This is a genomic window from Aminobacter sp. UC22_36, from assembly GCF_044056035.1.
Lineage (GTDB): Bacteria > Pseudomonadota > Alphaproteobacteria > Rhizobiales > Rhizobiaceae > Aminobacter.
On record NZ_CP171996.1, the window covers coordinates 1,810,234 to 1,823,787 of the forward strand.

At 62.1% G+C, this 13,554-nt stretch carries 12 protein-coding genes; 6 read left to right on the forward strand and 6 right to left on the reverse strand.

The features are described 5' to 3' along the window. Window positions 1–12: 12 nt before the first annotated feature. Complete coding sequence (locus tag ACHMW7_RS12010; protein ID WP_395450455.1) at window positions 13–486, forward strand: 6,7-dimethyl-8-ribityllumazine synthase; 474 nt, start codon at window positions 13–15, stop codon at window positions 484–486. A 144-nt stretch (window positions 487–630) separates the two neighbouring features. Further along, the gene (locus tag ACHMW7_RS12015; protein ID WP_395450456.1) at window positions 631–1,101 is read left to right on the forward strand and encodes a GFA family protein; all 471 of its coding nucleotides are present in this window, start codon (window positions 631–633) and stop codon (window positions 1,099–1,101) included. Here the strand turns inward: ACHMW7_RS12015 and ACHMW7_RS12020 are convergent. Continuing rightward, window positions 1,098–1,790 (reverse strand): winged helix-turn-helix transcriptional regulator, encoded by a 693-nt coding sequence (locus tag ACHMW7_RS12020; protein WP_395450457.1) that lies wholly within the window; start codon window positions 1,788–1,790, stop codon window positions 1,098–1,100. The two genes, ACHMW7_RS12015 and ACHMW7_RS12020, sit on opposite strands and share 4 nt — an antisense overlap. Before the next feature lie 167 nt (window positions 1,791–1,957). On the opposite strand from ACHMW7_RS12020, the gene ACHMW7_RS12025 reads away from it, so the two are divergent. The 4 genes from ACHMW7_RS12025 to ACHMW7_RS12040 all read left to right on the forward strand — a co-directional run bounded on the left by ACHMW7_RS12025 (window position 1,958) and on the right by ACHMW7_RS12040 (window position 5,820). Beyond that, window positions 1,958–3,130 (forward strand): acyl-CoA dehydrogenase family protein, encoded by a 1,173-nt coding sequence (locus ACHMW7_RS12025; RefSeq protein ID WP_395450458.1) that lies wholly within the window; start codon window positions 1,958–1,960, stop codon window positions 3,128–3,130. Between the two features lie 175 nt (window positions 3,131–3,305). Next, window positions 3,306–3,518 (forward strand): hypothetical protein, encoded by a 213-nt coding sequence (locus ACHMW7_RS12030; protein WP_395450459.1) that lies wholly within the window; start codon window positions 3,306–3,308, stop codon window positions 3,516–3,518. A gap of 51 nt (window positions 3,519–3,569) precedes the next feature. Beyond that, window positions 3,570–4,997: a hypothetical protein gene (locus ACHMW7_RS12035; RefSeq protein WP_395450460.1), complete on the forward strand. Its 1,428-nt coding sequence runs from the start codon at window positions 3,570–3,572 to the stop codon at window positions 4,995–4,997. 67 nt (window positions 4,998–5,064) lie between these two features. Continuing rightward, window positions 5,065–5,820: a MerR family transcriptional regulator gene (locus ACHMW7_RS12040; protein ID WP_395450461.1), complete on the forward strand. Its 756-nt coding sequence runs from the start codon at window positions 5,065–5,067 to the stop codon at window positions 5,818–5,820. Between the two features lie 63 nt (window positions 5,821–5,883). Here the strand turns inward: ACHMW7_RS12040 and ACHMW7_RS12045 are convergent, their stop codons facing one another. From ACHMW7_RS12045 to ACHMW7_RS12065, 5 genes are all read right to left on the reverse strand, one after another. After that, window positions 5,884–7,563, reverse strand: coding sequence for a formate--tetrahydrofolate ligase (locus ACHMW7_RS12045; protein WP_395450462.1), 1,680 nt, complete (start codon window positions 7,561–7,563; stop codon window positions 5,884–5,886). Between the two features lie 243 nt (window positions 7,564–7,806). After that, on the reverse strand, window positions 7,807–8,931 hold the full coding sequence (locus ACHMW7_RS12050) for a DUF2333 family protein (RefSeq protein WP_395450463.1): 1,125 nt from the start codon (window positions 8,929–8,931) through the stop codon (window positions 7,807–7,809). Window positions 8,932–8,943: 12 nt separating this feature from the next. Continuing rightward, window positions 8,944–10,230, reverse strand: coding sequence for a DUF6638 family protein (locus tag ACHMW7_RS12055; RefSeq protein WP_395450464.1), 1,287 nt, complete (start codon window positions 10,228–10,230; stop codon window positions 8,944–8,946). Between the two features lie 96 nt (window positions 10,231–10,326). Continuing rightward, complete coding sequence (locus ACHMW7_RS12060; RefSeq protein WP_395450465.1) at window positions 10,327–12,237, reverse strand: AAA family ATPase; 1,911 nt, start codon at window positions 12,235–12,237, stop codon at window positions 10,327–10,329. 35 nt (window positions 12,238–12,272) lie between these two features. Then, window positions 12,273–13,421, reverse strand: coding sequence for a hypothetical protein (locus ACHMW7_RS12065; RefSeq protein ID WP_395450466.1), 1,149 nt, complete (start codon window positions 13,419–13,421; stop codon window positions 12,273–12,275). Window positions 13,422–13,554: the final 133 nt, after the last annotated feature.

The following is a 13,554-nucleotide window of genomic DNA, read 5'->3' on the forward strand; positions in this document are numbered from 1 at the left end:
AAGGATGGACCCATGAATCAGCAATCCCCGAAAGACTTCGATACGACCCGAGTCGCAGTAATCCGCGCGCGCTGGCATGCCGACATCGTCGATGAATGCGTCAAGGCCTTCAGCGCCGAGATCGAGAAGCTGTCAGACGGCCGCATCGCCGTCGATGTCTATGACGTGCCCGGCGCCTACGAAATCCCGCTGTTTGCCAAGACACTGGCCGAGACCGGTCGTTATGCCGCGATCCTCGGCACCGCCTTCGTCGTCAATGGTGGCATCTACCGTCACGACTTCGTCGCGCATGCCGTGCTTGAAGGCATGATGAACGTGCAGCTTCAGACCGGCGTGCCGGTGCTGTCGGCGGTGCTCACCCCGCACAACTACCATGACAGCGCCGAGCATCACCGCTTCTTCTTCGACCACTTCAAGGTCAAGGGCAAGGAAGCCGCCAACGCCTGTGTCGAGATCCTCAAGGCGCGCGCGCTGATCGCCGCCTGACACGATCGCACCGATCCGGCTCTCCACTCAGGGGGAGAGCCGACGGCCCCTGCGATGGCACGTCGCACCAAAAGCAAGAAGCTGGCCCTATGCTTTGGAACGCTGGGGTTGCAGGATGCGCGAAGCATCATGCAAGGGGCTGCCATGTCGTCCATTCCACTGCCGCTCAAGGGTTCCTGCCGTTGTGGCCGCGTCCAGATCGAGGTGTCCAAGGCACCGATCTGCACCGCCGCCTGCCATTGCCCTGGCTGCCAGAAGATGTCGTCTTCGGCCTATTCGCTGACGGCGATGGTCCCGGCCGATGGCTTTGCCGTCACCAAGGGCGAAACCGTCGTCGGCGGTCTGCATGGAACCGACCTGCATCACCAGTTCTGCGACCATTGCAAGACGTGGATGTTCACCCGTGTCGCCGGGGTTGACTGGTTCGTCAATGTGCGGCCGACCATGCTGGACGACACCGCGTGGTTCCGCCCGTTCATGGAAACCTTTACCAAGACCCGAATGCCCTTCGCCGCAACGGGTGCGGTCAGGAGCTTCGACGAATTCCCCGAAATGGAGGAACTTGAGCCGTTGATGCACGAGTACCTGGCCTGGGCGGAAGCGGGCGAGAGCTAAGGTACCCGGCGTGCCAGCGGCGCGAAGCTGCTCAGGCCGAGCCAGGCCTGCATGGCGCGGGCGATCTTGTCGTCGCCATCAAGCTCCAACCGGCCGGAATCGAGTTCCTGGTTGAGCTTGGACAGGCCCATCCACACCGATGTCATGCTGCGCAGGGATCCCCTGACCTCGAGGTCGATATCGAAGCCGGGGTCGGAGTTGCAAAGGTCGACCGCCCCGTCGGCGACTACCAGCCACCAATTCTGCAGTGCTTTCGCCACTTCGGGGTACAGAAAGTGAATCGTGCAGCGTTTTGGCGGCAGGGGCTGCGGGTTGAGGTTGCGGCGCATGTCCCACATCAAGAGCGAAGGGTCGAGATTTCTGAGGGTTAGCTGCGATTCCACCCAGCGATGGCCCCAGTCGCCAAGGCCGAGGATGATCGGCCGCAAATCCTCTCCGGCCTCGGTCAGCCGGTATTCGACGCTGCCCGCGCCGCCACGCTCGGTCTGGATCACGCCAGCGCGCTCAAGTTCCTTCAGTCGCTTGGAGAGCAGCGCCGGCGACATGCGCGGCACGCCGCGGCGCAAATCGTTGAAACGGCTCGATCCCATCAGCATTTCGCGCACGACCAGCGTCGTCCAGCGCGTGCACAGCACTTCCGACGCCATCGAAACCGGGCAAAACTGGCCGTAACCGCCGCGATCGCTCATCTTGCACCATTCGCAGGAGGACCGCGCCTTATAGCGCAAAAGCCACCGCCTTTCACCTAGCCCATAGGGATGACCGCCTTGTGCACCGGTATAGTTCCTGAACTGGACCCGCCTGGCCGATGGGGCGATCCTTGCGCCTGGCCTGCCGGCCAACAGGAGATGACTTGATGAGAAGTCTTGAAAACGCTGCGCTGGCGACTGCCGGCGTGACAGGTGCCGTGCCAATCGACGTTATTGCCGTGGCTCACGATCTGGTGCCGGCCCTTGCCGATCGTGCCCGCCAGGTCGACGAAGCCGATCTGTTCGTTGCCGAAAACTATGCCTTGCTGAAAAAGGCCGGGCTCGTCAGTGCCGGTGTTCCGCTCGAACTGGGCGGGGGCGGCGCCGAAATTGCCGACCTCTGCGAAATGCTGCGCATCATGGCACATGCCTGTGGTTCGACCGCACTGGCCTTTGCCATGCACACGCATCAGGTGGCGATCCCGGCCTGGCGCTGGCGCCATCAGAAAGTCACCGCCGTCGAGCCCTTGCTCAAGCGCATCGCTGGCGAAAACCTGATCCTGCTTTCGAGCGGCGGGTCGGACTGGATCGGCGGCTCGGGCAAGGCCGAAAAGGTCGAGGGCGGCTATCGCGTCAGCGCGCGCAAGGTCTTCACCTCGGGTGCTGCCGCCGGCGACATCCTGATGACCGGGGCGATCACTTGTGCCGAGGACGGCAGCGAAAAGGTCATCCATTTCGGCGTGCCGATGCGGGCGCCTGAGGTCAGCGTCACCGACAATTGGCGCACGCTAGGCATGCGTGGCACCGGTTCCAACGATGTCGTCATCGACGGGCTGTTCGTGCCGGACGCCTCGGTCGGCTTTTCGCGCACGGCGGGCCACTGGCACCCGGTGTTCCAGATCATCGCCACCGTCGCCTTCCCGTTGATCTATGCGGTCTATCTCGGCGTCGCCGAAAGCGCGCGCGACATCGCTGTGGAGATCGCAAGGAAGAAGCCGAGGAGCGAGACCGTGCTCGGCCTTGCCGGACGCATGGACACGTCCTTGCACGCGGCCCGGCTTGCCCATCGTTCGATGGTCGAGACTGTGGAACGCAACGCACCGTCGGCGGAAAGCGTCAACGAGGTGATGTTCGGCCGTTCACTGGTTGCGCGCCACGGCCTCGAGGTCGTGGAGCTTGCGATGGAACTCGCCGGAGGGGCCTCCTTCTACCGCGAGAAGGGGCTGGAACGCCGCTTCCGCGACATGCAGGGCGCGCGCTTCCACCCGCTCCAGGCCGGCCCGCAGGCGCAATATGCCGGGGCCATGGCGCTCGGCCTGCCGGTCGACACGATCTTCTGAGCCAACTCCTCCCAGGACAGCTGGCCGCCGCGAGATATCGCGGCGGCCGTTTCCTTGGCCAGAACGCGATTTCAGGCAGACCCGTCTTTTGATTTGGCGATTGCATGTTGCTATGCCTGGTTGTATTCTTGAAGTGCTGCAATCTTTGGTTTCGCGTGTCGCTGGGGGGCGATCGATGCGCTCGCTCAAGTTCAGATTCGCCATCCTGCTGGTCTGCTCGGTCTTGGCCGCGCTGACGCGTTCAGCGCTTGCTCAAGTGCCGCCGCACCAACCGGGCACCATCTGCTTCACGCCCACTTTCTGGTGCTGGGCCAACCCGCCCGGCCCGCCAGGATTTCCCTGCGGCTGTCCCGGGCCATACGGTTTCGTTGCCGGCGTGCTGGGCTAGGGGGATCAGGGGATGTGGTGGCATCGTCTCATCTTTTGGAAACAGCCGGCCGTGCCTCCAACCACGTCTGCCGTCGATGAGTTGATCGACCAGGCTGAACTGGTCTCGACATACGCGGTTCTTGCCGGGTTGCTGGCCAGTGGCGATTTCTTCCGCAAGTTTGCAATGGCAAAGGCCCTGCAGGACGTCGACCGCATCTTCACCAACGCTGCCGTGATCGAGCTTCAGGCGGCTTTGGCGGCGTCCCGGGCCGCAATTCCCGCGGCAACGGTCAGCGCGCTTCAAAGCGGGTGGCGGCCAAACAAGGAGCGGCTGCGCGACAAGCTGAAGAACCTGGGTTTTGTACTGGCTGCTCTGCTGCTGATGTTCGCTGCCGGCAATCTCACGCTTACCTACAAGAGCGGTGCGACGCTCCATGAGGAGCTTTCGCTGCTCACCAGCAAGAACCCGGGACTGCATTACAGCAGGCTGGAGCGGCAACTTTTGATTGCGGAACATCAACTGCCGGTGAACGTTCTGGATGGCCAGGCATCGGCATCAGCAACGGATGTCAAAGCGCGCCCCGGTTCGTCGGATGCGCCGGTGCCAGCACCTGTGGTCGTCGCTTCGCAGCTTGGCACCACGGATGCCATCGCTGCCGTTCAGCGCAATCTCATCGCTCAGGATGCGTCGTTCCAGTATGTCCACGAGCTGACCATGCTCGACAAGGAACTGAAGCTGGTCAAGGAGAAGAGCGATGCCTTCCTGGCTGCTGCCGATGGGCAACTGGCGGTGCTGAGCCGGCTTCAAAATGCCGTCTGCTGGGCAGTTGCCTTGCTGAAGCTGGGATGCCAGGCAACGGTCACGACGGCAGCCGGAAGCACGCCCCAGCAAGTAAGCGACAATATCACCAAGCAGTTTGAGGAGCAGTATACGTCGTTCGACGTCAGCTCGCTGCAGAATTTCTGCCAGCATCTTGGCGAAATAGAACGTGCCAAATCCGAGCAGGCGGGATCATCGCCTTTTATCACCGAGGTGAATTACCTCTTTGATGACGCGCTCGGCATCAACACTGTCGATCTGATGCGCCAGAATTGTCGTATGAACCTCAACTATTACTCGCAATCGATCCCCAATCTCATCGACATCCAGAACAAGATATCGGGGCGGTTGGCGACCTATTCCTATCTGGCGCTGCCCGCGCTCTACGGTGCGCTCGGCTCGCTGATATATTTCTTGCGGCGCATTCTCGACCCGCTGCTGCCAAACCCGTCGCTGCTGCCCATGATCTACCGTGTCGCTCTGGGGGCCTTGGCCGGCATGGTGCTGGCGTGGTTCTGGGATGGGACTTTCAACAACAATGAAGCGTTCCAGTCCATCGGCTTCGGCCTGTTCACGCTTGCCTTCGTCTTTGGCTTTGCCATCGATGTGTTCTTCACCTTGCTCGACCGCTTTGTCAGCCTGTCGACGGCGGCAGTGAGCAGGATCGGCGGGCCGTAAGAGGTCATGGCTTGACCCTCACGCGGCGTGAGGGACTACTCATCCGGTCCTGCGGAGGCATGGTCGGATGAAGGCATATACTGTGGGTCAACTGGCGCGGCTTGCTGGCGTGACGGTCCGGACGCTGCACCACTATCACGACATCGGTCTGCTCAAGCCCGCTCATGTCGGCGCAAACGGCTATCGCAGCTATGGCGAAGACGAGTTGCTGCGCCTGCAGCAGGTCCTCATTCACCGTGAACTCGGCATTCCGCTCGGCGAGATCGCTGCTATCCTCGATGCACCTGGCTTCGACCGCCTCAAGGCATTGCGACAGCAACGCCGGCGGCTCGAGGCAGAGGCGAACCGCTACCGCCAGCTTGTCAGGACGATCGACCGCACGATCGCCAAACTCGAAGGAGATCGCGCGATGAAGCATGCTGACCTGTACACGGGCTTTTCCGAAAAACAGGGAGAATATGAGGATTGGCTGGTCGAGCGTTACGGTGAGCCGATGCGCAGGACCATCGGCCGCGCGCCAAGGCTGAATGAAGCGCAAAGCAAGGCCGCGCTGGCCGAGCTGCGCGACATCGAGCAGTCCCTGGCCTCGGCAATGCAGAATGGGATCGTGCCGGAGGCGCGCGAACTCGACATGCTGGTCGAGCGCCACCACCGCTGGGTCAGCCGCATGTGGCCGCAGCCCTGCACGATGGATGCCTATGCCGGCCTGGCCGACATCTACGACCACCCCGACTTCGCCAGGCGCTACGAAACGCTAGCACCGGGTTTCGCCCGCTGGCTGCCCACGGCGATGAAGGCCTGGGCACGCAGGCAGGCAGCCTGAAATGGAAAGGGCAAGGCCTGCAGGCCTTGCCCTTTTTTGGTCGCCGTTAGCTCTATTCTGAGCTCAGAACAGTCCTTCGATCTGGCCTTGTTCGTTGAGGAAGATCTTTTCCGACGACGGTGCCTTGGGCAGGCCGGGCATGGTCATGATCTCACCGCAGATGGCGACGATGAAGCCGGCACCGGCGGCAAGCCTGACCTCGCGCACCGGCACGACATGGTCGACAGGAGCGCCACGCAGGTTGGGGTCGGTCGAGAACGAATACTGCGTCTTGGCCATGCATACCGGCAAATGGCCGTAGCCGGCGGCTTCCCAGGCATGCAGCTGGTCGCGCACCGACTTGTCGGCGATCGCCTCCGAGCCGCGGTAGATGCGCTTGACGATGGTGTCGATCTTGTCGAACAGCTTCATCTCGTCGGGGTAAAGCGGCGAGAACTGCGAAGCACCACTCTCAGCGAGCTGCACCACCTTGTGGGCGAGCTCCTCGATGCCGGCCGAACCCTTGGCCCAGTGCTTGCACAGGATCGCCTCGGCACCCATCGAAGCGACATAGTCCTTCATCGCCGAGATCTCGGCGTCGGTATCGGAGACGAAGTGGTTCATCGCCACCACCACCGGCACGCCGAACTGCTTCACATTCTCGATGTGGCGGCCAAGATTGGCGCAGCCCTTCTTCACCGCATCGACATTTTCCTTGCCGAGCTCTTCCTTCTTGATGCCGCCATTCATCTTCATCGCGCGCACCGTCGCAACGATGACCGCAGCGGCAGGCTTGAGGCCAGCCTTGCGGCACTTGATGTCGAAGAACTTCTCGGCACCCAGGTCAGCGCCGAAGCCGGCTTCGGTGACGACATAGTCGGCGAGCTTGAGGGCGGTGGTGGTCGCGACCACCGAGTTGCAGCCATGGGCGATGTTGGCGAACGGGCCGCCATGGACGAAGGCGGGGTTGTTTTCCAGCGTCTGCACCAGGTTCGGCTGGACCGCATCCTTGAGCAGCACCGCCATCGCGCCGTCGGCCTTGAGGTCACGGGCATAGACCGCCGTCTTGTCGCGGCGATAGGCAACGATGATGTCGCCCAGACGCTTTTCCAGGTCCTTCAGGTCGGTCGCCAGGCACAGGATCGCCATGACTTCGGACGCCACCGTGATGTCGAAGCCGGCCTCGCGCGGAAAGCCGTTGGCAACACCGCCGAGCGAGCAGTTGATCTCGCGCAGCGCCCGGTCGTTCATGTCCATCACCCGGCGCCAGACGACACGGCGGGTGTCGATGCCAAGCTCGTTGCCCCAGTAGATGTGGTTGTCGATCAGCGCCGACAGAAGGTTATGCGCGGTGGTGATGGCGTGGAAGTCGCCGGTGAAGTGGAGGTTCATGTCCTCCATCGGCACGACCTGGGCATAACCGCCACCGGCAGCACCGCCCTTGACGCCGAAGTTCGGCCCGAGCGAGGCTTCGCGGATACACACGATCGCCTTCTTGCCGATGCGGTTGAGGCCGTCACCCAGGCCCACCGTGGTCGTGGTCTTGCCTTCGCCGGCTGGCGTCGGGTTGATCGCGGTGACCAGGATCAGCTTGCCGTCCTTGTTCTTGCGCGCATTGGCGATGAACTCGGCCGAGATCTTCGCCTTGTCGTGGCCATAAGGCAGCAGATGCTCGCTCGGAATGCCGATCTTGGCACCGACCTCCTGGATCTGCTTCTTCTTCGCCGCACGCGCGATCTCGATGTCGGTCTTGAATTCGGCCATGACGGCTCCTCCGGAGTGTTTGGGCTAATGGCGTCGCCGCCTTCGCTGTCGCGGCCATACAAGCGCGACATCGGTGTCGCTTGCCGTCTCAAAACAGCCGCCCAATGCACGGATTGCGACAGGGCGAGGGAGCGAATAGGGAGTAGGGAATAGCGAGTAGTAGCGCCTGGGTTATGGCAGGACACACCAGAACGAGTCGACGTCAGCTCAATCTCTACTCGCTACGCCCTGTTCGCTGCTCACTCACCTGCTCAGCACGTTGCTGATCTCGACCAGGTTCGAGCGCACGCGCAGGATGTAGAAGCCCATGGTGATCAGGTGCGAGGGCATGAACCAGCCATCCTCGGCGCCGTTGGAGACGATGAAGGGCTGGATGTTGAGCGCCGAGCGCGTCTGCTGCTCCATCGTGTCCCACAGATTGTCGAGGTTGCGGGTGCGCAGCACGTCTTCGAAGTCGGCGTGGGTCGCCTTGAGCAGGCCGTAATAGCCGTAGAGCTGACCGTAGGCGAACCAGAAGCGGTCGTCGGCGCGCGGATCGAACCAGCCGTTGTTGAAGTGCTCGGCGCGGTCCTTGAGGATTGCCGAGGTGGCACCGATGTCGTTGGAGATACGGTCGATGAACTGGATCAGATTGTCGGCGCGGGCGTCGAACACCGCTTCGCATTTCTCGAGGCGACCGTTGAAATTGTTCAGGCTCTTGATCGCCGAACGATAGTAGCTCGGCGTCGGCGTCTTCGGACCGAACGGGGTCAGGCCGAAATACCAGGTGTACTCGTCGAACTGCATGTTGCCGCGTGCGTCCTGCAGGTCGGAATCGACCTGGCTGGTGCCGCGCACGCGGCCGAGATTGTCGGCCAGTTCGGTCGTCGTGCGCCGGATCGCCTGGTTGATGCCGCGCTGGAACGAGGCCTTGTTGTCGAGGAACGGCGTATGATCCCACGACAATCCGAACAGGCCGGTCTTGTAGAGGATCATCGACGAGATCCAGGCGTTCTCGTTGACGTTGAAGTTGGTCAGTTCCGCCGAGATGTCGGCGATCGCCGAGCGGCCGCAGGTCTTTGCGGTGTCGGTGCCGGCGCCGGCAACGATCTGCTCACCGGCCGAAACGTTGCGGTTCTCGAAATTATGCCTTGCGACATAGTCGGGATCGAAATTCGTCCAGGCCTGGGTGTTCCAGACGAAATAGCCGTAAAGCGCCACCAGGCCGGCGACGGCCGCGCCCATCACGGTCTTCAGAATCCAGCCGCGCTGGAGATACCAGCGGCCGAGCCACATGAACGGCCATAGCAGGATGCCGACGACGAAGCCGAGGCCCCGGCCGATCAGCTGGAATACCCGTGTGAAGAAACTCACGATCGGATCAAGCATGGATGTATCCCCTCAGTCGGTCAGGCCGTAGAGCTGTGTGCGGAACGCCGTCTTGTCTTTCAGATATGAGGTTTTCAACGTATCGACAACATTGGATCGCCAGGTCTCGTTGAGCTCTTCATAGTCCTTGTAGAAGCCTTGCTTGTTGAAGACATAGCGCGACACGAAATCCGACGGCACGAATTCGGAAATCAGCCGATTGGTCAGCCAGGCGTCGGGATGGTCAGGCTTGGCGCGCACCACCAGGAAGCGGTGCAACGGGAATACGTCTTCGAGCCTCAACTGGCCGAGCTGGGCGATCTCGCGCTTGGCGCCATTGAGGAAGGGGAAGGTACCGTCGCTGTTGATGACATCGGCATGGCTGTGGATCCAGGTCTGCAGCCAGACCTTGTCGACCTTGCTGATGTCGCGCTTGGGTTCGGCTTTCTGGATCAACGCGCGCACGGCCATTTCGGCGCGGTGTTCGAGATAGCCGGAATTCTCGATCCACGAGGCGCGCGGCAGGTCGAGCCGGCCGGTCGAGGCCAGGAACTTGAACACCTTGTCGGCGTCCTTGATCGAGAGATAGCTCACCTGCCATGGCCGCGAGCGGCGGAAGCCGGGTGCTGCCGGGTCGGAAATGACTGTTGTCACGTCAGGGTCGACAAAGACGTAGAGGCCGCCGAAATGGCTGGTCCAGAACGCGTTGTGGCGGAAGATCACCTGGTCCGGCACCAGCGCGTTTTCGCGGATGTCGCCACAGACCTTGGCAAGCTCGACCATGCGCTCAAGCATGGCGTCGTCGCGCCAGGCCTCGGGCTCCTGCTTGAGCTTGTCGACAAGCTTGCCGAGTTCGGCCGCCTTGCCGAGCACGTCCTCGGCCGAAAGCACGCGGAACTCGACCTGGTTGATCGACAGCAGGTCCTCGATGTCCTCGACCTTGGACACGGAGTCCTCGATCTCGCCGTAGATCACGTCCTTGATCGTCAGCGCGTCGATGGCGCGCTGGTTCTTCGACATGAACTCGAAAACCAACTGCGAGGTGTTGGAAAACGCCGTGTGCACGACAGGCAGGTCGATCTGCGACGGCGTCAAGATGATGAAGCGGCGGTTGACCTCGTTGGGGTCGAGATACTGGTAGTCGCCCAACTCCTCGGCGATCTCGGGCGAAAAGCCAGTGCGGTCGATCTCAAAGCTCTTCAGTTTCGTCGGTTCGAGCCCGAACGCCTTCAGCGCCTTGTTGTAGCGGTCGATCAGATGCGGTTCGTCGACCGGCAACAGCCGGCCGTAGATCAGTTCGTTGTCGCGCAGGAGGTCCATCAGAATCGCCCCTCACCCTTACCCTCTCCCCGTGAAGAACGGGGAGAGGTGGCGTCAGGGTTGCGCACCGACTCCGTGAACGGGGAGAAGGAAAGATTACGCATTCCACAGCCCCTTGGCCTTCAGCTCTTCCATCTCCTTCGCCGCGCGTTCGCGCAGCCTTGCATCGCGGAGCAGCTTCGATACCGCCGCGTCGTCCGACTTGTCGGAGTAACGGAATTCGCTGTCGGCGTAGCGGTTGATCTCCTGCATCACCATGTCCATCGAGAACGGCCCGCGCAGCTCCTCGATCATCGCCTTCTTCTCATCGTAGCCCTTGTGCATGAAGGCTTCGGGCTTTTCGAACCACTCATCCGGCAGCTCGATGTCCATGGCGCGCATCTTGATCGCGTCGGTGACGTTCTTGATGGCGCGGCCGGTGAAGCGCGGCTCGGCCTCCTTGATCATGTGCAGATAAGTGCCGATATCGGCCAGCGTCTTGGGCGCGCCATTGTCGTTCATGAAGCGCTCAAAGACCTTTTCCAACCCATCTTCCTGCGGCTTCGCATGTTCTTCATAGGCTTCGGTCACGGCGCGCTGGATCTCCTGCGCGGCGTAAAGCTCGTGCTCGCCGAGCGGGATCTTGTGGTTCTTGCCGGCGAGCAGGACGAAGATGTCGATATAGTCGTCGCGGGTCTGCGGCCCGTCGACCAGCCAACGCGCGCCGGCGCGCTGGCGCAGCGCGTCGTCGACATTCTCGGGATAGTTGGAGAACATGCCAAACGAGCAGTTGCCGCGCACCACGGTGCCGGCGCCAGCGAAGGCGTCCATCAAGACACCGGTGATTTCCTGCTGGCCGGCGGAGGCGCGGTCGTCGGAGCGTTTCGCCGCCACCTGGTCGATGTCGTCGATGGTGCCGAAGCCGATAGCACGCGGGTTCAGCACATTGTTGATGAACTGGCGGCAGTTCTGGCCCGACTTGCCCTGATAAGACGAGATCTGGTCGACGCCGAAATTCTCGTAGGCGAAGGGATAACCGGCGACCTGGCAGTAGCCGTTGACCAGGCCGGCGATCATCTGGATCAGCGTCGTCTTGCCGGTGCCGGGCGCGCCGTCGCCGATGAAGGTGAACAGGAAGCCGCCCAGCTCGACGAACGGATTCAGCTCACGCTCGAAATCATAGGCCATCAGCATCTTGGCGAGCCGGACCGACTGGAACTTGGCGATGTGGTTGCCGACGACCTCTTGTGGCTTCTTGAAGGTCATCACCAGCGGCTTCGACTTCTTGCCAGGGGCAACATCGAAGCCGTCAAGCGTGAAGTCGTCAGCGTCGATGCGGATATGGGCATTCTCGAAAGCGCCGAGCCCGTCGAAGCGGCCCTTGCGCTGGAGCAAGCCCTCGATCGCGACACGCGCGAAGGCGCGGCCGCGCGTTAACAGGTCGGCGTCGTCCTTGGCGCCCGAAAGTGCTTGGCCGAGGCCCGAGACGATCGACTTCACCGCGTCCTGCGGCGTGTCGAACAGGAAGTCGGGTTCGGTGACGTCATTGGGCGCTTCGCCGTCGCTGTCGATCAGCTGGGCGAGATAGGAGGCGAGCGTGAAGGCCGCGACATAGGCCGAGGCTGACAGCAGCTTCTTGAAGTGGCTGGCCTCGTCGCCTTCGAGCGGGGCTCGCGCATTCTTCGCCTGCAGCGCTTCAAGGTCGGTCGAGCGCGAGAAGATGTCGGAGACGGCAAGCGCGACCGCAATGCCGCGCCGGGCGCGGAACAAAAGCGTGTGCTGCGGGATCGACATCAACTGGTCGTCGGGGCGGATGGCCGTGACGGTCTTTTGCAGCTCGACTTCGCGCGTCTTGCGGATCGAACCGGTCGACACCGTCGAGACGAAGCGGCGGTTGGTGCCGGCAAGGGCCGTGCCCGACTGGCCGGAAGAATCCTCCAGAACGACGATGCGGGTGATGAAGCTCTGCGCAGTGGCGCGGTGCTTTTCGATGTCGGCTTCGGAGATCGTGGTCAAACCGGTGTCCATTGAACCCTCACTTCGTCCGCTTGGGACAATGCCTGTCACACATCCGAGATCACCTGTCCCTTTGACAGGATGTGCACCTTGTAGCCCGCAAAGATCTTTTCGGCTTCGCCGGCGGCATACAGCGCCTGGTAGGCCTCGTGCGGGATCAGCGCGTGCTTCTCATAGCTCGACACGCCCTGGCGAGCGGCTTCGAGATCGTCGGTGTTGATGAAGAATTCCTCGCTTGCCGGTTCGCTCGACCACAGGCCCTTGCGGCCCGGCTTCTCGGCCTTGGAATAAACCTCCTGGATGGTCCAGGTCAAAAGCCAGGCGTTTTCCGCCTTGCGCACTTTGGACAGCACCTCGCTGACCGTCGAATTGTGCTCGGTGATGCCAGCCGAATAGAACGGCCCAAGCACCATGCGCCGGAGCTGCTTGGGGTGCAGCTCGGGGAAATCCTTGTCGAGATTGGTCGCGACCGTCAGCGGCGACAGCGAATAGGCCGAGTTCTTCTCGGTGAAATCGTCGAAGCGATGGGCAAGATCGGGATTGAGCAAGCCATCGACGGGCAGGGGGATGTCGATCTTTTCGTTCAGCTTTCCGGTTTCGCTGTCGACCAGTTGCTCGACCATCGCCTCCGACGAATCCTCGACGGTTGCCATGTAGATCAGTGGCAGGTTGGCGGTGCCGTCGAAGCTGCCCCAGTGGACAAGGTAATAGGGCCGCATCGACTTCGGATTGACTGACACCTTGGCCGTCTGCGCCAGGATGAACGGGCTGAAGGTCACGCCGTCCTTGACGTCCTCGAGATAGAGCCGCTCGGCCATCGAGCGCTGCAGCGCTTCGGGGAACTCCTTGTGGCGCAGGATGAAGTCGGCCATCTCTTCGCGCAACTCGCCCGACGGCGGAATGCTGGCAAGGCGCTGCGCCGCAGTCTTGCGGTCGTTTTCCAGTTCGAGCACGTTCTGAAACACCGGAAAGCCGCTTTCGGCGCGCGAAATCTTGAACGTCTCCATGAAGCCGAGCCGGTTGCGCCAGCAGGCGAAAGAGCGTTCCAGCCGCGAGATGTAGGCCGCCGCCACCTTGGCCACGATGCCGTGCCGGTAGAGCGGCGAGCGGTCGTCGCGCATGAAGATTTCGAGCCCGCTCAGCGCCGCCGCTATGGCGTCGAAATAGCGAACGGCGGGATCATCGGTGGGGGTCATGGGCGAAATCTCAAATGCATGGGCTCGACGTTGGCCCCCTCTGTCCTGCCGGACATCTCCCCCACGCGGGGGGAGATTAGCTTCCGTGTCTGCTGCCACCCAAATTTCAACGCCGAAGATTGGCGAAGCCCAA

Coding starts and splice junctions, on each gene's coding strand:
- ACHMW7_RS12030 (WP_395450459.1), top strand. CDS start 3,306: ATGCGCTCGCTCAAGTTCAGATTCGCCATCCTGCTGGTCTGCTCGGTC.
- ACHMW7_RS12020 (WP_395450457.1), bottom strand. CDS start 1,790: ATGAGCGATCGCGGCGGTTACGGCCAGTTTTGCCCGGTTTCGATGGCG.
- ACHMW7_RS12010 (WP_395450455.1), top strand. CDS start 13: ATGAATCAGCAATCCCCGAAAGACTTCGATACGACCCGAGTCGCAGTA.
- ACHMW7_RS12045 (WP_395450462.1), bottom strand. CDS start 7,563: ATGGCCGAATTCAAGACCGACATCGAGATCGCGCGTGCGGCGAAGAAG.
- ACHMW7_RS12060 (WP_395450465.1), bottom strand. CDS start 12,237: ATGGACACCGGTTTGACCACGATCTCCGAAGCCGACATCGAAAAGCAC.
- ACHMW7_RS12040 (WP_395450461.1), top strand. CDS start 5,065: ATGAAGGCATATACTGTGGGTCAACTGGCGCGGCTTGCTGGCGTGACG.
- ACHMW7_RS12015 (WP_395450456.1), top strand. CDS start 631: ATGTCGTCCATTCCACTGCCGCTCAAGGGTTCCTGCCGTTGTGGCCGC.
- ACHMW7_RS12050 (WP_395450463.1), bottom strand. CDS start 8,931: ATGCTTGATCCGATCGTGAGTTTCTTCACACGGGTATTCCAGCTGATC.
- ACHMW7_RS12025 (WP_395450458.1), top strand. CDS start 1,958: ATGAGAAGTCTTGAAAACGCTGCGCTGGCGACTGCCGGCGTGACAGGT.
- ACHMW7_RS12055 (WP_395450464.1), bottom strand. CDS start 10,230: ATGGACCTCCTGCGCGACAACGAACTGATCTACGGCCGGCTGTTGCCG.
- ACHMW7_RS12065 (WP_395450466.1), bottom strand. CDS start 13,421: ATGACCCCCACCGATGATCCCGCCGTTCGCTATTTCGACGCCATAGCG.